We start from the raw sequence: 26,537 nt of genomic DNA, 5'->3' as shown, positions 1-26,537 counted from the left end.
TCTCCCTTCTTATGGGCTTCGCCGTTTGAGCAGGGAGCTCACACGGTATTTGTACAGATGCAGCACGTCTTGGAACCGCCCGGTTCCCCGGCGGCCTGCATGCTGTACCGGGGCGGCGGTACGGGGAGGCAGGAATACATGGCGCAGGTGGGCGGCACGCTGCTTGGCCGTGTCCATATAGAGCAAAGGGAACAGGAGCAGATAAGCGTAATAACCTGCATTCTGGCGCTTCCGCATGTAATCCCGGACGAGCCGCTCGCTCCAGAACACGGCCGGGGCCTTATCCGGCAGCGGATACCGCTCGCCCATCTGCGGATAGAGGCGGTAGACGAGGGCCAGCGCGGTGAGCAGGCGCCGCCTCGTTCCCTCGCGGGAAGCGGTCCGCCACAGCTCCTCCCAGCGCAGCTCTTCTCCATAATGCTCCAGCAGGTGTGCGATATCGATCAGATGCTTGTAGGTCATCCGGTCTTTGAGACCATGAAGACATAAGGTATAGAAGGTCTCCTGCAGCGGCAGCTCCCTTACATAAGCGAAGCCATCCGCTGGCTCCGATCGCTCCCATAGACGGGGGATATCGATGTCCGCCGTAGTCTCGAAGCCGATGCTGTGATGCAGCTCCACCCCAAGCTTACGGCCTCCAAGATTTTTATAATAGGAAATATGGTGAATCTCCAGCTCATCCTTCTCCAGGAACCCGGCGGCGTGCGCGCAGGCGACCGCACGCTCCATCTCATCGGGCGGGACGAGCAGATCGATATCGCTTGTCTGCCTTGCGGCAGCATGGCCGAAGAACCGCTCGGCGAGCCGGACGCCTTTCAGCGGAATGACCCGGACGCCCGCCTCCTCAAAGCGGGCCAGCAGCCCGCTAAGCTCCCGCCGGATCAGCAGGCTGTGGTACAAGACACGGTCGGCCTTGTTCTTCAGGGCGCCTTGAGAATAAGCCGGCAGCCGGGACCACTGTCCGCTTCGCTTCAGCTCATGATAGAGATAGGATGACAAGGAGAAGAAGGCGGCATCGGCAAGCAGCGCTTGCTGCCTGTCTTCCTCTGCCGGCCAGTGGAGATGCTCCGTATATAGGGAACGAAGTAACGCAGTTATCATGGACAGCCCTCCCCCGGAACGGCAGCCCGGCACTTCAGCCGGACTGTAGTTCTGGCATGCATAAGCAGGTCCGTGCGGCGGAGAGCCTCCGCCTTGCGGATGTCTAATCGCAGTGAGGATTCTTATCGCCGGCAGGGCCGCTGCAAACGTGCGAAGGAATCGTCTCGAACGTGATGTCTTGCTGCTCCACGATCAGCGGGGCGGTGTACGGCTGCTTGTTCATAGAATCACCTCTTCGTATTAGATAGGGGAGACTTGCTCCCACGAGAAACTATAGGATACAAATCGTATCAGGTAAAGTCTCAAAAAATTGGCCCGAGTGACACGGACACATAAATGGTACGCATTGTATCAAATTTCTTGTCGAATTTCCCGCCCAGGGGGCTGCAGCGCCAAAAAGCCCTCATGCCCTTTCGCATGAAAGCTCTGATCCTACGCCCCTTACCCCGGGGCCTCTGTCCTTCACTGACTCCTCACAACTCCTTGAGCTTTGCGGCCACCCTCTCCAAATCCTCGGCCAGCAGCCGCTTCAATACGGGCCTGCGTCTGACGGCGAGCGGATGGTAGCCCGCAGCGGTCCATATGCCCCTCACCTGATGCCAGCGCCCCCGCAGCGACTTCACATCCGCCTCCGGATCCCCGAACCATCCCTGCACGGCGACATTGCCGAGCGCCAGCAGAATCCGGGGCTGCTTCTCATCGAGCTGCAGTTCCAGATGCGGACGGCAGGCATGGCGCGCAGCCTCTTTGTCATAGGCCCGCAGGGGGCGGCACTTCAGCAGATAGCTGACGAAGAAGGCCTCCCGGGGGATACCCGCAGCCGCCAGCCCTTCCTGCAGCGTCTCCCGCGTACCGCAGAGGAAAGCCTCCCCCTCCCGGTCCTCCCTCGCTCCCGGATTGTCGAGCAGGATGAAGAGCGGCGCATCCGGATTGCCCTCGCCCCAGACCACCCGGGTCCGCTGCTGCGCAAGCTCGCACCCCGCGCAGTCTTTGGCCCCGGCCGGGGCCTCCTCTTCCGGCAGAATCGATGGTGTCCAGCTGTTCATCTCTCTCTTCCTTTCCTTCCTTGTAGAGCCGCCCTGCTCATCCGCCTGCGAGTACCACCCGGTTACGTCCGCCGAGCTTAGCCTCATAGAGGGCACGGTCCCCCTGCTCGACCAGCTCCCTGCCGCTTGAGAGGGGGCTTGCGACCGCGGAAGCGGCACCGACGCTGACCGTAACGACGGGCAGCGCCTGGGACTTCACATGCGGAATCCCCAGCTCCCTTACCGCCTCGCACACTTCTACGGCAAACTGGCGCGCCTCCTGCGGACCTCTTCCGGGCAGCAGGCACACGAACTCTTCGCCTCCGTAGCGAGCCGCCAGGTACCCCCGCGGCTCGGCCAGCGCCTCCAGCGTCACGGCGACCCGGCGCAGGCAAGCATCGCCGCTTTGGTGGCCGTATGTATCGTTATAAGCCTTGAAAGAGTCTATGTCGAGCAGGATCACCGACAGCTGATCCGACAAGGCGGCCGCCCTGTCCCACTCCCGCTCGAAGCCTTCGTCGAACGAACGCCGGTTGGCAATGCCCGTCAGCCCGTCCAGCGCCGACAGCTTCTTCAGGCGCTCATTGGCTTCCAGAAGCTGGGCCTGGACGCGCTTGCGCTCCGTATTGTCGCGGAATACCGTCATCACGGCACCCCTGCCCTTATAGGAGATCCACGCCGAGGACGCCTCGACTTCCAGCTCCCGGCCATCGAGCCGCAGATAGGTTTTCTCCCTGGGCGGCACAGCCGTCCTCTCCTCTTGCACTTGCCGGATCTGTTCCCGGGCCAGCTCCTGGGCATACGGCGGCACAAGGTCGAGTATATCCCGTCCGATCAACTCTTCCTTCTGGCGCGCGCCGAGCAGCTCCACCGCTTTATGGTTCACAAGCATAATCCGGTTCTCGGAGTAGACGAGGATCCCGTCGGGCAGCAGCTCCACCAGCTTGCGGTACCGTTCCTCGCTCTCCTGCAGCTCCCCCTCCATAGCAACACGGTGCGAGATATCGCTCATGACGGACACCACTTCCACGACCCGGCCTTCGGACAGCACCGGATTGAGCGACTTCAAGAACGTGCCGCCCCCCTGCTTGTATTCGAACTGCTGGCGGCTTCCCTGCCAGGCTAGTTCGTACTTCTGCAGGATTAAGCTGAGCTGGGACGTGGGCACCAGCACCTCCGGCGACTTCCCCACGACGCTTTCCTGCGTCTTGCCCAGGCGGTGCAGGAGCATGCCATCGGCCATCGTATACACGAAGCGCGCATCGATCTTCTTGAATTTGAGCACGAGTCCTTCCTGGTTGTGGATCGTATCGGCCAGTTCTTGCTTCAGCAGAAGAATCTCCCGCTCACCGCGCTTGCGCTGCGTCACATCCCGGATGATGGAGGAAAAATAGAGCAGTCCTCCGGTCTGCCAGGTATTGAGCGACAGCTCGATCGGAAATACGGTGCCGTCTTTGCGCAGTCCCTCCAGCTCCACGGCCCGGCCGATCACCCGACGCTCCCCGGTGCGAAGGTACCTCTGCATTCCCAGCCAGTGCGCCTCCCGGTAAGACTCGGGGATGATGATGTCAAGCCGCTGACCGACCGCCTCCGCTTCCGTGTAGCCGAACAGGTTCTCCGCCCCTTTGCTCCACAGTACGATGTTCGACTCGCTGTCGGCGAGCACGATGCCGTCGTAGCCCGACTGGGTGATGGAATGGAACATGCCCTCCGCGTCCTTCAGCGCGAGCATCAGGGAGAGCAGCGGGGTCAGCTTGCCCGCCGTCCGGACGTCTTGAGCCCCAAAATGCCCTCCGCGGCCCGAGCCCAAGTTGATCATTGCTACCGTACGCCCCCTATAGATCAGGGGGATGTGAAGAGAGGAGAGCACCCCATCCCGGTACATCTGGTCATCGACCTCCCCGCCCGGACGATGCCGCCGCCAATCGGCGAACAGCATGATCTCGCCATTCTTGATCCGGTCCATAGCTCCGAAGCCGGAGATCGGATAGGTCGACCCGCTGACAAAGAACTCCCCTTCTTTCATCAAATAGACGCCTTTGCAGTGATTCTCCCCCACCAGAACCACGCCTCCGGCCGTACTTGAGAAGAGTTCCGAGAGCTCGCGGAGCGTGATCTCATAGATGTCGCTCGTACTCGCCGAAGCATTGAACTTCCGGATGAGATTAGAGATGAACGCATTGAGCCGGCTTTCCTCCTCCACCAAGGCCATCTGCCGCAGGAACACGGCGACGAGCAGCCCCGTTCCCGCCAGAACGGATAGATACAGTGGCAGAATCCGCCAAGCCTTCCATCCCAGCAGCAGCACGAAGAAGCCTGTCTTCAAGGAGGCGGCCAGCAGCAGACCGGCCAGCCAGCGCCGCCAGAATGAGCGCACACGCTCAGCCATCCAACCGGCACCGACACCGGTGGCAGCCATCACGGCGGCCGAAAGGAGAATGACCTTATCGATATCCCCCTGCAGGGCAAGCCGGCCTGCGATCATGACGGCGCTGGCCGTAACGGCAGAGGGCAACCCACCGAAATAAGCAGCCATGAGCAGGGCGATCATCCGCTGGTCGATCAGGATCCGGCCCTCAAGCTCCACCCCAAAGAACATGAGAAGCACGCCAAGCACGCCGTGCAGGACTCCCGCCGCGAGCCTTCCCCGCAGCGTCCATTCGGTTCCCGGCAGGCGCGGGGGAAGCAGCAGCCTGAAGACGAACAAAAAGGCCATAAGTATTGCCACATTCATAATCAAATCCGGGATCATCGCGCACTCCTTTCCCAGCCCAGCCGGCACTCCGCTTTCCAGTTGCTCTCTATATCGGCACGAAAGATCTCCCTTGTTATTTTGTGCGAATCCTGCCTAGTATGTTGCCGCCATCTCATTCTCATACCTTATCCGGCACGGGCGGATCCCACTCTTCTATAGTAAAAGGGAGGAGACCCTTAGGTCCCCTCCCTCATTGATGCGCCTAGCTACTTAGTGGCTGCATGGCCGCCGATGTTCTACTGAATGCTCTTGATGAACAGGAACGGCATTGCGCCGATCGCGATGACGGCGAATCCAATCCCCTTGCCTACCGAAGCCAACCCTTGAAGTACCGACACGAAATTCACCATAATCTTGATGTCCCCTTTGCTGTATGTGTGTGGGTGAATGCAGTCGGCTGCCATACTCTTATGTAAGAAACATACTTAAGTAAGACCTTAGGCCCATGACATTGCGTCCTTGACTTTCGACAAGTTTGCCTTGAACGTGTGTTGTCGTTCTATGAAACTTATAATATGAATTTTTCATGAAATCGTCAACGGGAAAATATTTGTTATTTCGACACATTTCGACTTATTGGGTCAAAGGTGACTCCCCATCATGAAGCGGCCTTCCTTTCCCGCTTCCGCGGGATCGAAAGGCCGTTCATTTCAACCTTAGGCCATCGATTCATCTTGCCGCTGTCCCGTCTGCTCTTCTTAGTTCACGCCTACCGCGGAGTAGGCCGCTTTAACGGCTGCCGTCTCAGCCGAGTTTGCCCCATAGAGATCGGTTGCCGATTGAATGGTAGCCTGGCGGATATTTTGGAAGTTGGAAGAAGCCGAGAGATAGAGAGTCAGCGCACGGTAATAGATTTTGCCCGTTTTCTCGCGTCCGATGCCTTGTACGCTTACTCCGTAGTGCGTACCGCCCTGGGCCAGCAGGTAAGCAGCTTTGTTGTTGATGCCGCTGTTCGTATGCACGCCGCCGTTGTCGCTCGATCCCGTGTAACGTTTGCTGTAGTGGTCCGGATCGCCATAAGCGGCAGGGTTCGAGAGCGACCGGAGGGCGTCTCCCGGGGTACCCGGCGTATAGACATCCTCGCCGAGCAGCCAATCGCCGCTGTCCAGCAGTGCGCCGAAGATATCCGAGATGGACTCGTTCAAGGCACCCGACTCATTCTGATAGATGAGGCCTGCCGAGTACTCGGTCACGGCGTGAGTCAGTTCGTGAGCCACGACATCCAGAGAGCCGGAGAGCGGTTTGAAGACGCTGCCGTCCCCATCTCCGTATACCATTTGTCTGCCGTTCCAGAAGGCATTATTGTAACTCGTGGAATAATGAACGGAAGAATTCAGTGCGGCCCCCCGGTTATCGTAGGAGTTGCGCCCATGCACATTCTTGTAATAGTCGAATGTCGCGGTAGCGTTGGCATGCGCATCCACAGCCGCCCCGTCCGTCCAGCGGTTATCCGTATCGCGGAGAATCGTCCCCGGCAGGGTTGTCCGGTTGGAGAGGGTATACGTGTTGATCTTGCGGGAGGCGTCCACCAAGGTGTAGCCGGACGACGTGGATGTGCTCTGGAACGTCTTCGTATCGCCGTTCACCCCGATCCCTGTGGCGGATACTTCATCGAGTTTGTTCCACTTCGTGATAATCTTACCGCTCACCGCATCGATGACATACTGCCAACGGCCCGGCTTCGGCTCCAGGAAGTTCAGTTCCAGAATATAAGCCAGGGAAGCTTCGTCCCCGTTCACATAAATTTGGAGCTCGGCTTGGGGCGGAATTTCAAATTTGATTTGCGGATCTACCGCTTCGCTTACATCCTGTTTGGCCTTCTCCACAGCCTGCTGCGCGGATAGCTGCGGCTTCTTGTTCAGCGCCTCTTTCTTGTCGAGGTCCGGTACGAACTTGCCAAGATAAGAAGCTTCTCCGCCGGCGTTCTGCAAGTGGACCGTCTGCTCGGCCCCGAACACCCGCAGCCCTTTGTATTTTTGTGCCAGACGCACATGGTATGTATCCTTCTCCGGGTCCGCCAGCTCGGCTACAATTTCAAAGCTGTCTTTCGGATCTCCTTTTACAGAGAATAGGGATTTTTTGGAATCCAGATAACTCCATACTTTTTCGGTTTTTCCAAGGCTTTGCGGCGCTTCCCAACGTCCAGAGATGAACTCCGGCGTTTTGTATTCCTTGGAGTACTGAACCTCTGCGTCCGGAGAGGCCGCGAAGGCTGATGGGATTACAGCGGTTGATAATGAAGCGACGAGCACGACGGAAGCTAACTTTCTTTTCACATGATCCACTCCTAATATTTGGAATATATTGCCTCCTCAATGTAAATGATCTGCCGAATCAGGAGAATAGAGCGAAAGAACTGAATATTAAGATAATTTTAGGTAAATAAATTGTAAAAAAGGGGGCTCCCCGTCCTATTGACCCGAGGTTGATTTGAAAAAGCGGTTTTCTCTTTCATTTTATGTCACCTTTTCTCCCCTAAGCCTGGGATGACCCTGGCTTTGGAGCCCTCACTGGCCTTACCCACGCAAAAAACCAGGCAGAACGGGGCATGGGGAGCATATTCAATGTATCCGAAATGGAGAGGGACGGCGTCACAGCGGTTCCCAAGCTTTGGGGGCTGGGCCCTCGAAGAGCGGAATATTATGTAATCAGCGCTAAACGTGACAAATGTCGGAGGCTGGCGGATAACTGGAGGAAATTGTTTATGGCAACATTACAAAAAGTGTCATAGCCGTCTATTCAAAGGGGAATAGGCCGTTTTATCTTCCCTACACATGCCAGCTTACTCTTATTCTCGAAGGAGACGCTTCTTGGCAAGAGAAAGTAAGCGGTTTCTGTCAAGTTGTGAAAGAGAGAGGAATCTGGAGAACTCGTTCGAATGGGGGAGAATGGGATGGAAAATCGGGCTTTGGGCCTATTTCATCAAATATTCTGAATATTTACAAAACTCAAATATTAACGTATGATGAACTCAAGTCTTAACCGGGTTCTACACAACGCGGTGGAGACTTACCAAAGTCTTACCCGGATCTCACTGGACGGATAAGACTTCCAGGGTACCGAACCAGATCCAGACGGAGCGCGTCTCAGATACGGCTCCCCAAGGGAAGGGGATAGTCCATTGGAGTAAGGAAAGCGAAGCATGCCTATAGTTTCTTCTATCTTTCGGGAAAGGAGTTACGAACGGACAAGGTAAAGGGGCATGCGGGAACCCGGCGGCCTGAAGGACGGGTGTAAGAAAGTGCAGGAGCCGGCAAGACCCGGCACGTATCCAAAATCTGAATGCAACGCAAGTTGTTTGAATGGAGAGTAAAGGAACAATTGAATAGGCGTACATGGAAACCGTAGGGGTTCTGGTTATGATCTCATAAGCAGAACCCCTACTTTTCGTATGTCCGCAATTCCGGAGTCTGCGTCTTGAGCCGCGTACCCCGGCTTCTACCTGGCCGGGGGATGTACGGTAATGTGCGCCCACTCCTTCGGAAGCAAATGCTTGTACGGGGCCTGAAGAAACCGGTCATCGATCAGCACCAGGGAACCCCGGTCCTCAACGGTGCGGATCAGCCGCCCGCCGGCCTGAAGCACCTTGTTCATCCCCGGGATCACATAGGCGTAATCGAAGCCGCGCCTCCCCTCCCCCGCCCGGTCGAAGTGCTCCTGGATCAAGCTGCGCTCCAGCGAGATCTGCGGCAGTCCTACCCCTACGATCACTACGCTTGTCAGCCTGTCTCCCCGCAGGTCGATGCCCTCGGAGAAGATGCCTCCCAGCACGGCCAGTCCCACGACCCCGGCTGAAGAATCCGCTGCGAACGCGTTCAAGAAACACTCGCGGTCTTCTTCCGTCATGCCCGGCAATTGGACCCGCAGCCGTCCGGCCAAAGCCTCATCCCCTGCGGCCAGCACTTCCCCGATGAGCTTCATATACTCGTATGACGGAAAGAACACGAGATGATTGCCGGGCTTCTCAGCCGCCAGGCTGCGGATCAGGGAGATGATGCGGTCCTTCGTCCGCTCGCGGTCCCTGTATCTCGTCGACCAGGGATACAGCGAGATCTCCCACTGCCCGGGCGAGAAAGGAGAAGGAACGGTAACGGCGTAGTCCTCCGGCCGGCCGCCCAGCATCTCCATATAATAGGAGAACGGCGCGAAGGTCGCGGAGAAATACACGAGGGAGCGGTACCCCTTGGCCATCCCCTGCAGCAGGGAGGAAGGATCGACGCAGAAGAGCTTGAGCCGCACTTCTTTGCGGTCCCACTCCGCATAAGTCACATGATGCTGCGGACTATAGAGGCCCGCGATACGCAGGAAGCCCTGAACGGCAAAATACGTATCGAGCAACAGCTGCCCCTCCTCCGCTCCGGCAGCCGCCGACGGGGACACGAGCTCTCCCTCCGCCTCGTGTCCGAAGGTCTCCATCAGCCGAAGAAGGTCTTCCGGCACCTCCCGCGAGACCGAGCGCTCCCGGCCCTCTTGCGCTTTGCGGCAGGCAACGAACCAGGCATTCACGGTCTTGGCCGCCTCGGCCACCGCCGGACGGGCCTCCTTGTAGGCACGCTGGAGGGCAAGGAAGGCGGACTTCGCCACTTCCGCCGAGAACATCTCGCGGGCCCTGTCCACGAGATTGTGGGCCTCGTCGATGAGGAGCGCGGTGCGCCGCCTGCCTTCTTCATAAGTCCGCTTGAGCGACACCCGGGGATCGAAGATATAGTTATAATCGCAGATGACGGCATCGGCCGCGTACGCCGCATCGAGCGAGAACTCGAACGGGCACACCCGGTGCTTCTCCGCATAGCGCGCGATGACCCCCCGGGTCATCTGCGTTTCGTTCGAGAGCAGATCGAGCACCGCCCCGTTGATCCGGTCATAGTAGCCGTCCGCGAACGGGCAAGCTTCTCGGGTGCAGCGGGTCTCCTCCTGGAAGCACACTTTGTCCTTAGCGGTGATCGTCACGCACTTAAGCCGCAGGCCGCCTTCTTCCATGAGGAGGAACGCTTCCTCCGCCACCGTCCGGGTAATCGTCTTGGCCGTCAGGTAGAAGAGCCGTGAGAGCAGTCCCTCTCCCATCGCCTTCACGGCCGGGAACAGCGTCGAGATCGTCTTGCCGGTTCCCGTCGGGGCCCGGACGAAGAGCTGCTTCTCCCCCTGGATCGCCTTGTATACGGCTCCGGCGAAGGCCCGCTGCCCCTCCCGGTAGGACGGGAACGGGAACGGAAGACGCCGGATGCTCGCCGTCCGTTCTTCCCCGTGATGCAGCATCATCGCCGCATAAGGCGCATAGCGGGACAGCGTCTCCTCCATGAACGCTTCGAGTTCCTCCATCGACCGCTCCCGGGCAAACTGCAGGCGCTCTCCCGTATCGATCTGGACATAGGTCAGCCGGATGCCCACCCGCTCCAATCCCTGCTGCTTCGCATACATATAGGCATAGCAATCGGCCTGCGCCCAGTGGACGGGATATGTGTCCTCCGCAATGTCGCCGAGCCGGCCCGAAGTGGACTTGATCTCGTCGATCGTGACGCCGGTGCCGTCTTGGAGCAGCCCGTCGCAGCGTCCCTCGAGAGAATAGCGGATGCCCTCCCGCTCCAGCACGGCCGATAGATGTACTTCCTTCTGATCCTCTTCCCCGTAACCCTCCTGCACCTGTTTGTGTGCCTTCGTCCCCTCCGTAAGCGATGCCGCCGTCCGGAAGCCGGATACGATACTCCCGCTCCGGTAGGCATACTCGACCAGAGCCCACACGGACAGATTCACCTCTGCCGGCATACGTCCCCCCCCCCCCTTCGTACCGAGCTCTTTTCCGAACGCCAGTTCCTGGATTATAGTATACCACTCGCGCCGGAAGAGGGCCAAGAAACGGGCCGGGGAAGCGAAGAGGGTACGATCGGGAGGGGCCGAGTCAGTGTCCGCGCACAAAAGAAGGAGAGGCTGCCCTCTCCCTGCCGGTTAAATATATCCTGCCCACTCCACATGAACCGGATCAGCCGTTTCATCTTCCGCAGCGCCTTGGGCCGCATCGTCCACGCTCTCCAGCTCGACGGTATAGTCCTGCTCTTCCGCTCCTGCACTCAGACTCATTCGGTACACCCCCTTCCCGCAAGGTCCTTCCTCATTAGTTTCCCCAATTTGCAAAAAAATGTATCCTTGGGGGTTTGACTGGGAGCCTCTCGGAGGGTACACTATTCATTAGCCGGCTAACCAAAGTAAGGCCTTGATCCGGTCCCGGCAGAAAGAGGTTCCTCGATGAATGTGTACGAATCCGACTCCATTCCCTTCCTCATCTCGAGGGTGATGCGGCTGTATAAGCACCGGGTGCATGCGCACATCCAGGATTTTGAAGTGCATGCCGGACAGCCTCCGCTGCTGACCCACCTCGCGGAGCAGGACGGCCAGCGGCAGCATGAGCTCGCGGACAAATTGCGCGTCAAACCCGCTACGCTTACGGTGATGATCAACCGGATGGCGAAGGTAGGGCTCCTCGAACGCCGCCCGGATCCGCAGGACCAGCGGATCTCCCGCGTGTACCTTACGGAGAAAGGACGGCTGGCGCATGCGGCCGTGCGGGAGGCTCTGCGCGAGATGGAACAAGTGACAATGGCCCGCATCTCCCCCGAAGAGAGGCTCCTGCTCCGCCGGCTGATTCTGCAGATGTACGAGAATTTGCAAGAAACGGAGGATGAATAAATAATTAGCCGGCTAACCGGCTGGCAAACGTCACATAGGATGGACCCTGTCTATCTTCGTTTGATTATTCTGGAGGTGAATTATGATGAGACAGTTGATGGTATACCTGCGCCCTTACTGGAAAGCCGTTCTGCTTGCCCCCCTGCTCATGCTGCTCGAGGTATACATGGACCTGCTGCAGCCGAAGCTCATGGCCAGCATCGTCAATGACGGCGTGATGAAAGGAGACCTCGGCCATATCCGGCAGACCGGCCTGCTCATGCTCGGCTATGCCCTTATCGGCCTCGCCGGCGGCATTGGATGTACGGTCTTCTCCAGCACCGCCGCCCAGAACTTCGGGACGGATCTTAGGGAAGCCCTATTCCGCAAGGTGCAGACCTTCTCCTACAAGAACCTCGACCGGTTCAAGGAAGGCTCCCTTGTGACGCGGCTGACCGGGGATATCGTCCAGTTGCAGAATCTGGTCCAGATGACCCTGCGCATTCTGGTACGGGCTCCGTTCCTCGCGCTTGGCAGCGTGATTATGGCGCTGACGATCTCGCCGAAACTCGCCCTGATTCTGGCCGTCGCCATCCCGCTGCTGTTCCTGGTCTTATTCCTGCTCATCCGTTATTCGTTCCCCCTCTTCTCGCAGGTGCAGCAGAAGCTCGACGGGCTGAATACGGTGCTTCAGGAGAACTTCTCGGGCATCCGGGTGGTGAAAGCCTTCGTGCGCGCCCCCTTCGAGGAAGCCCGGTTCGGCCGCGCCAACGAGGATTATACGGCGATCGCGCTGAAGGCCGCACGGGCCGTTGCAGTGAATATGCCCCTCATGACCCTGATTATGAACGTCTCTATCGTCGCCGTCCTCTGGTTCGGCGGAGCGCAGACGTGGAGCGGCTCGCTGCCCGTGGGCGATCTGGTCGCTTTCATTAACTATGTCACTCAGGTGCTGTTCTCTCTGCTCATGGTGGGGATGATGATGGTATTCATATCGCGGGCCAAGGCGTCCGCCGACCGGATCAATGAAGTCATGGAGATCGAAGCGGACATCACGCAGCCGCACGCAGCACGGAACGATGCCATTACGGCCGGCCGCGTGGAGTTCCGGGACGTCTCTTTCTCCTATGAGAATGAAGGGCGCCGCGAGCTCGTCCTGAAGGATCTGTCCTTCACCGCCGAGGCAGGGCGCACGCTCGCCATCCTCGGCCCGACCGGTTCCGGCAAGAGCTCGCTGGTCAGCCTCATCCCGAGGCTGTACGACCCGGCGGAAGGCGCTGTCCTCATCGATGGCACGGACGTGCGGGAGATGGACCTGCATCACCTGCGCGGACGCATCGGTATGGTGCTGCAGCAGTCGATTCTCTTCAGCGGCACGATCCGCGATAATATCCGGTTCGGCCGTCCGGAGGCTTCCCAGGAGGAAGTCGAGAAGGCCGCCCGGGCAGCGGAAGCGCACGAGTTCATCGCCGGCTTCGCGGAAGGCTACGATACCGTCCTCGGCCAGCGAGGGATCAACCTCTCCGGCGGACAGAAGCAGCGGATCGCCATCGCGCGGGCCCTGCTGCTCCGTCCGGCCATCCTCATTCTCGACGACAGCACCAGCGCCGTCGATCTCGGAACGGAGTCGCGGATCCAGCGGGCGCTCAAAGAGCTTATGGCGGAGACGACCTGCATCCTGATCGCCCAGCGGATCTCCTCGGTTCTCGACGCCGACCGCATTCTCGTGCTCGAAGACGGCCGGATTGCGGCCGAAGGCACACACACGGAGCTCATGGAGCGAAGCCCCGTCTATCAGGATATTTACCGCTCCCAGCTTGGAAAGGAGGAAGTCACCTATGGCGGGTAATACGCAAGGAAGACCTCCGGGAGGCGGTCCCATGGGGATAGGCGGCGGACCGATGGGAGGCGGCCCTATGGGCGGTCCCGGCCGGGGAACGATGCCCAAAGTCCGGGCCAAGGACACGGGCGCCACGCTGCGCCGGATGTGGCGCTATCTGAGCCGCCAGCGGAGCGGGCTCCTGCTCGTCTTCCTGTTCACTCTGCTGAGTGCCGGGCTGGCGCTGCTCGGCCCTTATCTGATCGGCCGGGCGATCGACGATTACATCCTTCCCCGCGACGGGGCAGGACTCCTGCGGCTCTGCCTCCTGCTGCTCGGCGTCTATCTCGTCAGCGGGGCGATGAACTGGATTCAGACCTACGTCATGTCGGGCGTCACCCAAGCCACCATCCGGGAGCTGCGCACGGACGTGTTCGCCCGGCTGCAGCGGCTGCCCCTCCGGTTCTTCGACAGCAAGACGCACGGGGAGCTCATGAGCCGGACGACCAACGACATCGAGAACGTATCGACCTCCTTCAACCAGAGCGTCACCCAGCTCATCACGAGCGTCGTGACGATCATCGGCTCGCTGGCAATGATGCTCGCGCTGAATGTATGGCTCACCCTTGTATCGCTCGTGACGATCCCCCTCGTGACCCTGGTGACCGGAGCGATCTCGAAGCGCACCCGCGGTCACTTCAAGGAGCAGCAGCAGCGTCTCGGCGAGCTCAACGGCTTCATCGAGGAGACGGTCTCCGGCCAGAAGGTGGTCACCGTCTATAACCGGGAGGCCCGTGCGGCCGAGGAGTTCGGCGGCATCAATACCCGGCTGCGGGACGCCTCCATCCGCGCCCAGCTCCTCTCCGGCATGATGGGCCCGGTCATGAACGTCATCAACAACTTCGGCTATGCCCTCGTGGCCGCTGTAGGCGGATGGATGGTCGTCAGCGACTGGACCACGATCGGCGTGGTCGTCGCCTTCCTGAACTACTCGAAGCAGTTCGGCCGGCCGGTCAACGAACTCGCGAACCAGTACAACCTGATTCAGGCGGGGGTGGCCGGGGCTGAGCGGGCCTTCGAGATTCTCGATACGGAAGACGAATACGGGCAGGATCTCCGTACGAGCGCTGCGCAAGGCCAGCCGCTGCGGGGCGAAGTCGTCTTCCGCGATGTCTCCTTCGGCTACAAGGAAGGCTCGCCGATCCTGAAGCATATCTCCTTCACGGCGAGGCCCGGCGAGACGATCGCCTTGGTGGGGCCCACAGGGGCCGGCAAGACGACCATCGTCAACCTGCTGACCCGCTTCTACGATATCAGCAAAGGCACAGTGACCCTCGATGGGCGCCCGCTGGAGCAGTTCGACAAGAATGACCTGCGCAGCCAGCTCGGCATTGTGCTTCAGGACGCGTATGTCTTCTCGGACACGATCCGCGAGAATATCCGCTACGGGCGGCTTGATGCCACCGATAGCGAAGTGGAGGCGGCCGCGAAGCTGGCCGGAGCCGACGGCTTCATCCGCAGGCTGCCCGAAGGCTACAGCAGCCAGCTGGCCGCCGAAGGCGCCAACCTCAGCCACGGGCAGCGGCAGCTGCTCACCATCGCCCGGGCGATTCTGGCTGACCCAGCCATCCTGGTGCTCGACGAAGCGACGAGCTCCATCGACACGCGGACGGAGATGCAGATTCAGGAGGCGATGAACCTGCTCATGCAGGGACGCACCTCCTTCGTCATCGCCCACCGGCTCAGTACGATCCGGCGTGCGGATCAGATTCTCGTCCTGCACGGCGGGGAGATTATCGAGCGCGGCACGCACGAAGAGCTGCTCGAAGCCAAGGGCTTCTACCATGGCCTCTACACCAGCCAGTTCCAGCGTGTGGGGTGAGTTCGGCAAGAAGAGGAGCTGCCCCCAGGGCAGCTCCTCTTTATACATCCGTTGTGTAGTCAATAGCAATGGATAAGAAGCAGCAGCCATGATAAGTTGTGTAGAAGTGAAACATTGGAAGAAGTTGGGCCGTCATATAAGGATAAGTCCAAACTGAGGTGAGTTGCATGCCGGGAGATTTCGGGTTCGGATCACCCTTTGGGGGTGGTGGTATGTTCGATTTAATGTTTACAGTGGTACCCCTGCTCGTAGTCATCGGCTTTGTGATTGCTGTAGCCAGCATGATTTTCAAGTTTGCGAATTACACGAAGAATATATCGGCACCACGAGAGAGTGTGTACGCCAAGGTCATCGCCAAGCGTATGGATGTTCGGACGCACACCCATCATCATCAGACGGGTGACCTCATGCAGGAGACTAATTCTTCACGCACATACTATTACATTACTCTAGAATTTGATAATGGCGTGCGGCGGGAGTATCTGGACACGCAGGGGATATACGGACTGGTAAGGGAAGACGATGAAGGATATGCTGCGCTGCAGGGCGACTGGATGGATCGTTGACTTTAGGCGGAAGGCGCCTCAGCCCCCATTATAGAGACAACAAAGAACCGACGCTTGAGTTGCTGAGCGGCCGCTCTTTGTTGTTCCCAGAGCATGTTTCTACTGAACCGAATGATAAAAGCGCCATGATTGATGCAGCAATTGTCCGGGTCCATCCGCATAGAGCTGGCGCTGTCCTCCAGTTCTTTAGAGGGCTCGTATGTACTAAGTAATCAAACATAAATTGACCGCTTGTGTCCTATTAAAGAAGACAGCGGTCAGATGAATTATGTTTCTTTAAATTTCTTTGGATCTTGTACGTATCCATCATAAATGAACCCACAATCTGTACAAATATTGTACAGAATGACCGATCCTGTTGTAAAAGCGCCGCTTTTCACTGGAAACATCCTCGCAAAATCCGTATGTATTCCTCTACCTATTTCTTTACTAGAACATTTAGGACAGCTGGTTTCTGTTCTAACAGACATCTAGTGAATTCCCTCCTTAATGGTATTGTAGTTTTTTGTGAATCATACAGAATCAGGAAAGCTTGAATCCCCATAGTGGTCTATCTCCCCTATCAATATTACTATAGGCGCATAGGGCTTCAGCAACATTATCTATTGAATCCGCTCGGGCTTTTTCCCATTTATGCCCCTCTCGCCGTTCCCCAGCCATAAACCATACCTTCCTTTTTCTTTACACAAAAGGAAACTTTCCCAGTCCCTGTTTCGTCTTTTATATATCCGATCGCTATAGGGGGAATGCATGCCTATGAACCTCTGGCCTGTTCTTCTGCGTCTCACCGGAGGCGCGCTGCTCATAGGATTCGGTCTATGGCTGCGCGGATGGTGGCATGCCTTGCTCACGGAGAGCGGCGGGCCCGACCAAGGGCGGGAGCTCCTCGTCCACGCTCCCTACTTCATCGCCATGGCGTTCATGGCCGCTGGTCTGTGGCTGCTGGCGCTTGGACTGCAGCGACTCCGAAGTCGAAACTGACGAGGGCCGGTCTGGATCCCCCCGCTGAACTTAGCACGATCGAATCATACAACTGACTGTGAGGTGTTCCGTGTGAAATTGGAAGAAGCCATTCATGAGAAATACAAGTGCGTCAAATGCGAAGGGAACATCTGCTATATCAAGGAAGTGGCGATGACCGGAACGGGTCTGAGCAAGCTCTTCGACATCCAGCATAACCACTATCTCTTCGTCTCCTGCCAGAACTGCGGGTATGTCGAAGTGTATAATCCCCGCGTGCTCGAAGGCAAATCGAGAGGCCAGCTTGGTTCGGTGCTCGACATTCTTTTCGGCTGAATCGAGCCCTGGCGAGATATAACTTCTTATATATGGACAAAAACCCGGCTCCGCGTCCAGGAAGGCACAGCGAAACCGGGTTTGTTATGTGTGTCACTTGCCAAGGAACGAGTCGAGCATCCAGGCGTGCTTCTCGAGACTGGAGTGAATCCCGAGCAGCATATCGCCGGTAGTCTCATCATCTGCCGTCTCGGCCAGCTTCATTGCTTCCTTCAGCTCGGCGGCCAAGGTGCGGAAGTCCTTCACGGTAGACTTTACCATCTCTTCGGCTGTCTCGCTGCCGGCCGCATCTTGTACAGACGCCAGCTGGAGACAGGCATGCATCGCGGCAACCGGGCGGCCGCCGAGCGACAGCAAGCGCTCCGCCAGCGTATCGATGTGCAGGCCCGCTTCCGTGTAGAGCTCCTCGAACTTTGTATGCAGGGTGAAGAACTGCGAGCCCTTGACATACCAGTGAAAATTCTAGAATTTTACATACAGGACGAACCAGTTCGCGATCTGCTTGTTGACTGCTTCGTTCAATAGAGCTTGAGCTTGCCTTTGCTCTTGCGCTGTACTCATCGTTATCTTCCTCCCGTAATGACTGTTTTTTTAAAAATGCCTGCGCCTCATACAGCCCGCAGCTGCACCTGCCCTTTGCTCCCGGCACAGTTGCGGCATGTCCCCCGGATCTCCATTGTGAAGTTCTCCGGCTGGAAGCCGTCATCGCCGAGCGTATAGCCCTGCATTACCGGGGAAGGGGCCGGTCCTAACCAATCTTCAATCCGCCCGCATTCGCCGCAGACGAGGTGGTGGTGATGGCCAAGCCGCGTATCGTACCGCGCGACTCCGCTGTGATGCAGATAGAATTCACGGACCAGTCCCAATTCTTTGAGCGTCCGCAGGTTGTTATAGATCGTCGTGATGCTGACCACTTTGGGGTAATCACGGTAGATCGCTTTATGAATTTCCTCCGCCGACGGGTGCGAGAGCTTCTCGAACAAATACTCCAAGATGAGCTGCCGCTGGGCCGTCATCCGGGTTCCGGAGCGGACCATCGCTTGAGAGGCTTCTTTGGGGAGAATCGTCATGACACTTCCCTCCTGTTCATGTTTGAATTTATATTTATTTTTAGACTTAATCTAAGTTATGAATATATTGTATCATGCTCCATAGGACAGCGCATGAAGTTTCTATGTGTGCGGGATGAAGATCCCATGAAGCGGTGAGGCTGCCGGTTAGGCTCCTTAAGCGGCAAGGCTGCCGGGCAGAATACTTGGGGCATGGCTCTTGCACTACACTCCCCTGGCCCCTATGGACAAAGAACCGTTATTCGGCCCCTGCCCGGGTAGTGGGCAGGCGTCAGGCCGGTACGGTTCTCCTGAAGATTAAGGCCCGGCAGACGGCTTAGACTCCGTCCGCCAGCCGGTAACCCGCACCCCGTACGGTCAGAATATACTTGGGTGCTGCGGCATTGTCGCCAAGCTTCTTGCGCAGGCTCTTCATATGGGCATCCACGACGTTGCTGCCGCCGTAGAAGTCGCTGCCCCAGACCCGGTGGATAAGCTCCTCGCGGGTAAGCACGGCCCCTTCTGCTGCCAGAAGGGCCCGCAGCAGATCGTATTCCGTCTTCGTGAGCGACAGTGGAGTCTGCCCACGCGCTACGCTCATTCGTCTCTCATCCACATAGAGATCCTTGAACGTCAGCACGCCGGACTCGCGTTCTCTCCTCGGTCCTCTGACGGCACTCTGAACCGCCGTCCAAGCTTCCTGCGGCACCGCGAACCAGACTCCCTGCTGCTGCCGCAGGTCCGACGGAATGCGCGAGAGCTGCTGGCGGTCCTTCACCAGAATGAGCGCGGGAATATCAAGACCGGTACTGCGCAGCCAAGAGGCCATTCTCGAAGCACTGCCGGACTCCTCTGAGAGGGTTTCATCCACGATGAGCAGATCCACGGGTCCGTTACCTAGCAGACTCTCATCAGCTTGGTGCATCAGGAACAGATCGCAGCATCCGCGGTACAGTTCCATCATCAGCGGATACAGCCGGTCCGGCGACGGACTCAACAGTCCTACCCGCCGGGGAGCCGTGCAGCGGTCTCCGGCGGCCGGTTGGCCGCCCTGGGACCCTGGCACACCGCTGCCCGTCCAGCTTTCGTAAGCGCCGATTCCGGCAGGCGCCGTCATGACTTCGCTGTCAAACATGCTGCACACACTCCTTCCAATACCGCATGGGCGTGGCTCACGGCATAGCCGGTGACCTGCTCCACTTCCTTCACCCATACCGCGGGAATTTCATTCATCACTTCGTCCACCCGCCCGCAGCGCTGGCATATAATATGGTGGTGGTCCTCAGTCCGTGCATCGTAGCGGGAAGCCGTCTCGCCGAGCTTCAGCTCGCGGATCAGCCCCATCTCCGTCAAATAACGGAGTGAATTGTATACCGTACCGTAGGCGAATTGATCCCCATTGGCCCGCAGCCGCTCAATCACTTCGGAAGCCGTCGGATGATCCTCCGATGCCTGCAGCACTTCATACACGGCCTTGCGTTGTGTCGTCCAGTTGAGTTTGACCATGGCTTGCCATCCTTCGTCTATTTCATATTTAGACTTAGTATAATTTTAATGAGCGCAAAAGTCAATCTCTTCATGCCGCGGCAAGGTAAAGATTAAGAGTTATGGATGGGGTCGAAGAGTGGACCGGAAATTGAATGGGGTCGGAGCCCGGATTGGGGCCCGCCCACTTACATGCTATACTGGGAAAATCTAGACACCCCATCCGCGCTGTTCAAGTAAGAGAACGTTCATCCTACCCTCAAAAGGAGGAGCCGCACCCTATGAACCCGACTTTCTTCGCGACGCCGGCCGAATTCCGGACTTGGCTCCAGGACCATCATGAGAGTTCGTCTGAACTGTATGTAGGTTATTACAAAAAAGGGACCGGCCAGCCCAGCATGACCTGGCCCGAATCCGTAGACGAGGCGCTGTGCTTCGGATGGATCGACGGTGTCCGCAAACGTATCGACGACCTCAGCTATATGATCCGGTTCACGCCGCGCAAGCCCCGGAGCATCTGGAGCTCCGTCAACATCGCCCGTGTCGCGGAATTGACAGCGCTCGGCCGGATGCAGCCCGCCGGACTCCGGGCCTTCGGGAACCGCTCGGAAGCGAAGTCCTCGGTCTACTCCTACGAGCAGAAGGGGGAAGCGGCGCTGGCCCCGGAGGACGAGGCGGCTTTCCGCGCCCGGCCTGACGCGTGGGCTTTCTTCACCGCCCTGCCGGCCGGCTACCGGAAGACGGCCATCTGGTGGATCCTCTCCGCCAAGAAGGAAGAGACCCGGCGCAAACGTCTCGCCGAACTCATCGAAGATTCTGCAGCCGGGCGGAAGATCGGCAAGCTCTCCTGGGACAGTCCCAAAAAGAAGGAGTCCTGACAGGCGGCTGCTTGACAGATAGAACATTGCCTACCAGCCGCCCGGACACAAACAAAAGAAGCGCCAGAGCACCCGCATAGGGCGTCCTGCCGCTTCTTTGCCTCGCTTCCACTTCCTAATCCAAGGGTACCGCTCTGTCCTTTTGAACGCACCTCACCGGCCTGGTCCAGGCCAGCCGGGTTACAGCTCGCCGCCGCCCGGCCCTTTAGAGAACCTTACCCCGGCTTCCTCCCTATGCCTTCAGCCGGGAAGCCAGCCAGTCGAAGGAACGGCGGCCGCAGATTTCGTGCTTGCCTTCGAAGATATCCAGACCGATCCGGTCGCCGGCTCCCATCGAATTGTAGACGTCCGACAGCATCGCATGCACCTCTCTAACCTGCTCTGCAGGGAACAAGGGATCCTCCGTCCCCGCCTCCAGATACAGATCCCGCGGAGAGATCAGGGCGAGCAGATCGGGCATCTCCGCCTCCTTCAGGATGCCTGGGATGTAGTTGTCGAGGCAGTGGCGGCGGTCTAGAATGCTGGCCCGATAGGTACTGCTGTATCCCGTGATCACGGTCGCCCTCATCCGCTCATCGAGTGCCGCGGAGAGCGAAGCGACCATCCCGCCGCCCGAGAAGCCGAAGCATCCGATCCGCTGCGGGTCCACATCGTCCCGGGTGAGCAGATAATCCGCCGCCCGGCCCGCTTCCCATGCCCGCAGGCCGGCGATGCTGCGGCCGGCCATCAGGAGCATGGCGCCGATCGGGAAGCAGGAGTTCGACCCCGGCTCGCCGTCCGCCTCGCTGCGGATGCGGCGGTCGCCGAAGCCGACGATCTCCGGCACGAGCACGATGAGCCCGCGGCGGGCCAGCTCCACCGCAAAGTTGCGGTGAATGCCCGGCGCTCCCGGGTTCGGCGTGCCGTCCGGCAGCAGGCCGACCGCTTCGCGGCTGCCGTATCCGTGTCCATGCCAGGCCAAGACGGCCGGACGGCGCCCTGTGCGTGATTCCTTCGGCAGCAGCAAATAAGCGGGCACACGCAATCCTTCCGCAGTGGAGTATTCGATGCGCTGCCTCGTGATCCCGTCCGCATCCTTGGTGCTTTCGAGCACTCTCGGCTGCAGAGGAACCTCGTCCTCGTCGAAGCGGCCTAGTGCCTCCTGCAGGCGGCCCCGCAGCCGAAGCCGGTCACCCGCGGAATCGCCGCCCGCAGCTGCCCTCTTCTCTTCGAGCCTGGTGTAGAGTTTCTCCATATACTCATCCGGATACCACATCAGCCTTATTCCTCCCCTGTATGCGAAAGAGGCCCGCTGCCCAGTAAGCGAGCCGGCCTCCCCCTCCTTTATTCCACCGCAACCGGTACGCTCCGTACCAGATAAGGAAGCCCTTTTTCTTCCCGGAAGCCCGATACTTCCACGTCATCCGTGTTCTGCATCGTAATGACGGCCGTCTGAGGGTGACGCTTCTTCATCCGCAGACCGTCGATCTCGATCTCCCGGCTGTCTTCGAGCATCAGAGCCGGCCCCTGCCGGGTCTCTACGCGCACATGATGCAGCTCGAGGCCTCTCACATGCCGGCACAGGATCCCGTCCCCGGCCATGATCCGCTCTTCGCGCACCATATCGGGCTCGCCGCCCTGCTCGGCAGGGTCCAGCGTCATCTCGAAGGTCACATGTCGCAGCGCCACGTCTTCGATCGGCATCTCGGGCAGGCCGTAGATGAAGCCGGCCGCTGCCCGCGCCCTCTTGGCCGTCACATCGCTGATGTGGATATGCCGGATCACTGGAGTTCCCTCCGTAACCGGAACGGCCTCAGGGCTGGTCAACAGCGGATTGCTCTCATCGATGCCGTGCTTGTAGAAGGCGTTGATGGCGAGCGGACACAGCACATCCTCCATATAGATGTTGCTGATGCGCACATTCTCCACGCCGCCGCCCCGCGCGCGGTTCGTCTTGATCCGGATACCGCGGTCCGTGCCGATGAAGATGCAGTTCGAGATCGTTACGTTGCGGATCCCGCCTGCCGTCTCGCTGCCGAGCACGACGCCGCCATGTCCGTGAAGCATCGTACAGTTCGTCACCGTTACGTTCTCCGTCGGCCGGCCGACCCGGCGTCCGTCCTCGTCGATGCCGGACTTCAGGCAGAGGCAGTCATCCCCTACGTCGAAGTGGCAGTCGGAGATCCGCACATTAGAGCACGAGTCGACGTCGAGCCCGTCCCCGTTCGGCGTGGTCGACGGGTTCTTGAATTTGACACCGCGCAGGGACACATCGTCGCAGTAGACGAGATGCGTGTTCCAGAACGGCGAGTTCTGCAGGGTCACCCCTTCGAGGACGACTTCCTCGCAGTGCATGAGCTGCAGAAGCGGCGGCCGCAGGAACTGCGTCTGCCACTCAACGATATTGCTTTTCACGGTATCCGTCAACACCCGGTTGAGCTCCACCAGCCTCGGCAGATGCTCCGACTCCGGTGCTGCCCCGCCGCCGCGGATCACGCGGTAGGCGTCCCACCAAGCCTCGCCCTGCCCTTCGATCACGCCTTCTCCCTTGATCGCCACCTGCTTCAGCCCGCTGCCGAAGATCAGCGGCGAATAGCCCCACATCTCATATCCCGACCAGCGGGTCTGCACCGGAGGGTAGGCATCGAAGTGCGGGGTGAACCGCAGCACCGAGCCGGCTTCCAGCTGCAGCGTGATATGGCTCCTCAGCACAATCGGCCCCGTCACATAGTCGCCGGCCGGCACATAGACCGTGCCGCCGCCCCCCGCTGCACAGGCCCGGATGGCCGCCGCGATGGCGGCGGTGTTATCCTGCCGCCCGTCGCCCAGGGCGCCATAGTTTGTAATATCGTGAATGGCCATCGTGTTCTCCCGCTCCTCTCTATTCCTTGCGGTCCAGCAGCGTCTGCATCTCGGCGCAGGCCAGGATGAAAGCGCCGACCGTGCAGATCCTTCTCGCTGACCGGCCGCGTCACAAAATTGGTGTATTCGCCGGCTGAAGTCCCAATGCAGATCTCCGGTACGACGAGCCCGAAGGCATCGGAGCGTGTCCGGCGGACCAAGCCTTCATACCCGTGCAGGGCTGCCCTCCGGCATTCTTCGCCTACGGCTCCGCAGCGGATCGCCTTGGCGATGGTGTAGACGAACAGCGACGTGCAGGACGTCTCGAGCCAGTTATCCGCCTCGCTGCCCTTGTCCACGACCTGGTACCAGAGGCCGCTCTCTTCATCCTGATAACGGATGAGCGCCTCCACGAAGGGCTTCAGCGCCCCCTTCACTACTTCTCGCCCTGGATGTCCCTGCGGTTCCCTAGGAGATTTTGCGAGGCATCCAGTCCATCCTCTATACCATCTATGTCCAGCTTCCGTTATATTGCCCTTACCGGACCGCGCCGTACTTAGCGAAGAGTCCCTCCGGCAGCGCCAGCGGCGGTACCGCGAGCCCGGCCAGCTCGTAGCAGAGCCAGCGGATGAGGATCGCCTGCGTTCCCGCATTCATGTCCCCTTCCGCCAGGCCGAGGCCCAGACGAACGGCCACCGGCATCTCGGGGTAGAATTCGTTCGCCTTGACCTGGGCCACATTCGGCGCGGTCGGCGAATGGCCGAGCTCGCGGGAGAAGCCTCCGTCCGCCTGCTTCAGCCGCAGCATATTGGCGAGCGTAATCTCGGTAATCTCCCGCAGTTCCTCCTTCGGAATCGCCAGCTTCATGGAATGCAGCAGGTTAACCGGGTTGCGGATGTAGCACATATCGAAGGCCTCTTCGGTCCGAAGGCAGTGCAGAATGCTATCGTACATCTCTCTCACTCTCGGCATCGGGACGCCGAAGCGGTTGTAGAAGGTGTGCAGCTTGAACGTACCGGAGATCCGCACGTAGAGCGACCCTTCGCCCCACAGTCCCGTCGAGCGGTCCTGGATCCGCTCGAAGAACCCGAACGCCTCCTGCAGATACGGCGCGCGTTCGGCCTCGCCCATCTGGAATACATAGGGCGCCGAGTTGCAGAGCCGGTCACAGCCGCGCCAGGAGTTGACGAGCTCGATGCTCTCGAGCCAGCGGGCATACGACTGCGGCGTCGCCATGTAGCCGGGTGCGGCATTCGAGCGGCCCGGCAGCGGATACAGCGGTGCAGCGCCCAGCTTCGCGAGCGCGTACGAACTGTACCCTATCGCCCGGCCGACCATCACTTCGTCTTCCTTCATGTGCGGGTCCGCATCATAGAAGTAGCCTGTCGGCTCCTGCTTGCTCTGATAGAAGCGGATGGCTGCCGCTTTCAGCGCCGGATCCCAGTTCTCCAGCAGACCGACGCGCTCCATGATATTGATAGCCTGGGAGGTCGACTCGATATCCGGCGTGAAGGCTCCGCTTTCCTTGGAGCTTCGGGCATAGAAGAAGCCTCCGGTCGCCGGATCGTACTGCTCTTGCAGCCATTCGAAGAATCCCCCGAAGATGCCGTCCATGTCTTGCAAAAGCGCTGCCGTTGCCTCATGTGCCGATCTCATGTCTCGTTTGTTCCCCTTCCCGTAGCGGTTCCATGATGTAAAGGCTTGTATATTCTATACACGAAAAAATGTTACAACCTGCGAAGCAGCCAGGGCATCACATCGGCCGGTATTCGTAGTCCGTGAAGGTAACCGTACCTGCGCCCGCCGCATCCAACCCGATCCGCAGGCTGAGGAAGCCGCCGAGCGTATTGTGGTGCAGCCCCGAGGCCTCGACCACTTTGTCGTATTTGCTCCACGAGATGCCGTCCGTGCCGTAGAAGAAGGATACCGTGTTCTCGCGGTTACGGATCTTGAGATACACGGAAGGCCCGCCGCTGGGCACTGCCCCGTAGTTCTTGAAGGAACGAAAATGCCTTACCCCGCGGGAGGAGACCCCGATCCCAAGATAGTGGGCGTCGTTGTAATAGAGCGTGAGCCGTCCCTCGGCCTCTCCCTCAGCCGTGACTCTCACCTGGACCTCGTAGCTCTCGTGGCCGGCCATGTAGAGCAGCGGCGAGCCTTCGGTCGCACCGTCCGCCACCAGGCCTTCGCTGCCCAGCCGGAACCGCTCCCCGGGCAGATGCCCGCTGCACTGCCAGTGCAGGCCGAGCGTCCCGCCGCGCAGCGCATCCTTAATCGGCCAGCCATGCGGTCCTGCCGGACCGGACGGCTTCTCGATGGAGAGGTGGGAAGCGGTCCCCGGCTGGATCGTGAACCAGCCGTCCGGCGTCCACTCTACCGGCTCGAGCATCGTCACCCGGCCCAAGGTGTGCAGCCCCTTCTCGTAGGCATGGTACACCATCCACCAATCCCCTTCTGGTGTGTCCACCAGGGTGCCATGGCCCTTCGACCACCAGCGCTCCTTCTTGGAGAGCGCCCGCACGACCGGGTTATGGGGCGAATGCTCCCACGGCCCGAAGGGCGATCTCGCCCGGGACGAGACGACCATATGGCCCGTGGCCGGGCCGGCTGTGCCTCCTACGGCGACCGTCAGGTAGTAATAACCGTTCCGGTGCGTAATCTTGGGTCCTTCGAGCGAGTAGGCTTCGACCTCCCAGTCTTCCGGGTACTTCCATCCGTCGTACACGTGCTGCGGCTCCACGGCGACGGAGAGCCCGTCATCCGCCAGGCGGACCAGTTCGCCGCCCGACATGACAAGATACCGTTCTCCTTCGGGAGTCGCCAGATGCCCGGGGTCGATCCCCTTGACCTTCAAGTCGATGGGGCGGCTCCACGGCCCTTCCGGAGAAGAGGCCGTCATGACCCAGTTCGTACGGTTCGCCGGAAAATAGATATAGAAGATGCCCTTGTAATGAATGAATTCCGGCGCCCACACATCGCCTACATTCTCATGAAGCGCCGCACCGATCGGATTCCAGTGGATCAGGTCCTTCGAATGCCAGATCACAAGGCCCGGCAGGGCGTGATACGACGTATGCGTCATATAATAATCGGTGCCGACCCGTACGATCGACGGGTCGGCATAGTTGCCGCGGAGCACGGGGTTGAGATAGGTCCCATTCCCGAGATCCGCGGAGAGTGATTTGGTTGTTACGAGCATGC

The 26,537-nt window shown here is 59.3% G+C and carries 21 protein-coding genes, 1 pseudogene and 1 riboswitch; of the genes and pseudogenes, 7 read left to right on the top strand and 15 right to left on the bottom strand.

All coding sequences use genetic code 11. The features are described from left to right. Positions 1–9 precede the first annotated feature (9 nt). The 6 genes from O9H32_RS21925 to O9H32_RS21900 form a co-directional block, all read right to left on the bottom strand. A complete protein-coding gene (locus O9H32_RS21925) occupies positions 10–1,101 on the bottom strand; it encodes a nucleotidyltransferase domain-containing protein (RefSeq protein WP_269868261.1) in 1,092 nt (363 codons plus the stop codon). A 473-nt stretch (positions 1,102–1,574) separates the two neighbouring features. Further along, the gene (locus O9H32_RS21920) at positions 1,575–2,147 is read right to left on the bottom strand and encodes a uracil-DNA glycosylase (RefSeq protein ID WP_269868260.1); all 573 of its coding nucleotides are present in this window, start codon (positions 2,145–2,147) and stop codon (positions 1,575–1,577) included. A gap of 37 nt (positions 2,148–2,184) precedes the next feature. Beyond that, the gene (locus O9H32_RS21915; RefSeq protein ID WP_269868259.1) at positions 2,185–4,878 is read right to left on the bottom strand and encodes a PAS domain S-box protein; all 2,694 of its coding nucleotides are present in this window, start codon (positions 4,876–4,878) and stop codon (positions 2,185–2,187) included. Positions 4,879–5,266: 388 nt separating this feature from the next. After that, a riboswitch (cyclic di-GMP riboswitch) is annotated at positions 5,267–5,371 on the bottom strand. Between the two features lie 208 nt (positions 5,372–5,579). Beyond that, on the bottom strand, positions 5,580–7,157 hold the full coding sequence (locus tag O9H32_RS21910; RefSeq protein WP_269868258.1) for a M4 family metallopeptidase: 1,578 nt from the start codon (positions 7,155–7,157) through the stop codon (positions 5,580–5,582). 1,162 nt (positions 7,158–8,319) lie between these two features. Further along, positions 8,320–10,644 (bottom strand): ATP-dependent DNA helicase, encoded by a 2,325-nt coding sequence (locus O9H32_RS21905; RefSeq protein ID WP_269868257.1) that lies wholly within the window; start codon positions 10,642–10,644, stop codon positions 8,320–8,322. A gap of 180 nt (positions 10,645–10,824) precedes the next feature. Beyond that, positions 10,825–10,956 (bottom strand): hypothetical protein, encoded by a 132-nt coding sequence (locus O9H32_RS21900; RefSeq protein ID WP_269868256.1) that lies wholly within the window; start codon positions 10,954–10,956, stop codon positions 10,825–10,827. 165 nt (positions 10,957–11,121) lie between these two features. Here O9H32_RS21900 and O9H32_RS21895 point away from each other — a divergent pair, with 165 nt between their 5' ends. The 6 genes from O9H32_RS21895 (at position 11,122) to O9H32_RS21870 (ending at position 17,104) form a co-directional block, all read left to right on the top strand. Continuing rightward, complete coding sequence (locus tag O9H32_RS21895; RefSeq protein WP_269868255.1) at positions 11,122–11,562, top strand: MarR family winged helix-turn-helix transcriptional regulator; 441 nt, start codon at positions 11,122–11,124, stop codon at positions 11,560–11,562. 85 nt (positions 11,563–11,647) lie between these two features. After that, positions 11,648–13,390 (top strand): ABC transporter ATP-binding protein, encoded by a 1,743-nt coding sequence (locus O9H32_RS21890; RefSeq protein ID WP_269868301.1) that lies wholly within the window; start codon positions 11,648–11,650, stop codon positions 13,388–13,390. A gap of 31 nt (positions 13,391–13,421) precedes the next feature. Continuing rightward, positions 13,422–15,242 carry an ABC transporter ATP-binding protein gene (locus O9H32_RS21885; RefSeq protein WP_269868254.1) on the top strand — a complete coding sequence of 607 codons (1,821 nt, stop codon included), beginning with the start codon at positions 13,422–13,424 and terminating at the stop codon, positions 15,240–15,242. A gap of 212 nt (positions 15,243–15,454) precedes the next feature. Beyond that, complete coding sequence (locus O9H32_RS21880; RefSeq protein ID WP_269868253.1) at positions 15,455–15,808, top strand: DUF2500 domain-containing protein; 354 nt, start codon at positions 15,455–15,457, stop codon at positions 15,806–15,808. 756 nt (positions 15,809–16,564) lie between these two features. Continuing rightward, positions 16,565–16,789, top strand: a complete 225-nt coding sequence (locus O9H32_RS21875) for a hypothetical protein (protein ID WP_269868252.1) — start codon at positions 16,565–16,567, stop codon at positions 16,787–16,789. Between the two features lie 72 nt (positions 16,790–16,861). Then, positions 16,862–17,104, top strand: coding sequence for a zinc ribbon domain-containing protein (locus O9H32_RS21870; protein WP_269868251.1), 243 nt, complete (start codon positions 16,862–16,864; stop codon positions 17,102–17,104). 93 nt (positions 17,105–17,197) lie between these two features. On the opposite strand, the pseudogene O9H32_RS21865 reads toward O9H32_RS21870, so the two are convergent. The 4 genes and pseudogenes from O9H32_RS21865 to O9H32_RS21850 all read right to left on the bottom strand — a co-directional run bounded on the left by O9H32_RS21865 (position 17,198) and on the right by O9H32_RS21850 (position 19,659). Then, positions 17,198–17,665, bottom strand: a pseudogene (locus O9H32_RS21865) (Dps family protein). 47 nt (positions 17,666–17,712) lie between these two features. Beyond that, positions 17,713–18,174, bottom strand: coding sequence for a Fur family transcriptional regulator (locus O9H32_RS21860; protein ID WP_269868250.1), 462 nt, complete (start codon positions 18,172–18,174; stop codon positions 17,713–17,715). Positions 18,175–18,490: 316 nt separating this feature from the next. Next, complete coding sequence (locus tag O9H32_RS21855; protein ID WP_269868249.1) at positions 18,491–19,288, bottom strand: winged helix-turn-helix transcriptional regulator; 798 nt, start codon at positions 19,286–19,288, stop codon at positions 18,491–18,493. Continuing rightward, positions 19,267–19,659, bottom strand: a complete 393-nt coding sequence (locus O9H32_RS21850; protein WP_269868248.1) for a Fur family transcriptional regulator — start codon at positions 19,657–19,659, stop codon at positions 19,267–19,269. The genes O9H32_RS21855 and O9H32_RS21850 overlap by 22 nt, the downstream gene beginning before the upstream one ends. A 260-nt stretch (positions 19,660–19,919) precedes the next feature. Here O9H32_RS21850 and O9H32_RS21845 point away from each other — a divergent pair, with 260 nt between their 5' ends. Beyond that, the gene (locus tag O9H32_RS21845; protein WP_269868247.1) at positions 19,920–20,516 is read left to right on the top strand and encodes a YdeI/OmpD-associated family protein; all 597 of its coding nucleotides are present in this window, start codon (positions 19,920–19,922) and stop codon (positions 20,514–20,516) included. 232 nt (positions 20,517–20,748) lie between these two features. On the opposite strand, the gene O9H32_RS21840 is transcribed toward O9H32_RS21845, so the two are convergent. The 5 genes from O9H32_RS21840 to O9H32_RS21820 all read right to left on the bottom strand — a co-directional run bounded on the left by O9H32_RS21840 (position 20,749) and on the right by O9H32_RS21820 (position 26,535). Beyond that, entirely contained in the window at positions 20,749–21,771 is a 1,023-nt protein-coding gene (locus tag O9H32_RS21840; protein ID WP_269868246.1) for a dienelactone hydrolase family protein, read from the bottom strand. Between the two features lie 68 nt (positions 21,772–21,839). Further along, positions 21,840–23,324: a glycoside hydrolase family 28 protein gene (locus O9H32_RS21835; RefSeq protein WP_269868300.1), complete on the bottom strand. Its 1,485-nt coding sequence runs from the start codon at positions 23,322–23,324 to the stop codon at positions 21,840–21,842. Beyond that, complete coding sequence (locus O9H32_RS21830) at positions 23,219–23,773, bottom strand: glycoside hydrolase family 88 protein (RefSeq protein ID WP_269868245.1); 555 nt, start codon at positions 23,771–23,773, stop codon at positions 23,219–23,221. Before O9H32_RS21830 ends, O9H32_RS21835 begins: the two co-directional genes overlap by 106 nt. Positions 23,774–23,873: 100 nt before the next feature. Then, entirely contained in the window at positions 23,874–24,992 is a 1,119-nt protein-coding gene (locus O9H32_RS21825) for a hypothetical protein (protein ID WP_269868244.1), read from the bottom strand. 97 nt (positions 24,993–25,089) lie between these two features. Continuing rightward, positions 25,090–26,535, bottom strand: a complete 1,446-nt coding sequence (locus O9H32_RS21820; RefSeq protein WP_269868243.1) for a family 43 glycosylhydrolase — start codon at positions 26,533–26,535, stop codon at positions 25,090–25,092. Positions 26,536–26,537 lie beyond the last annotated feature (2 nt).

Origin of the sequence: Paenibacillus caseinilyticus (assembly GCF_027533645.1) — a bacterium.
GTDB classification, from domain to species: domain Bacteria; phylum Bacillota; class Bacilli; order Paenibacillales; family NBRC-103111; genus Paenibacillus_G; species Paenibacillus_G caseinilyticus.
This window is presented reverse-complemented; position numbering and strand designations above follow the sequence as displayed.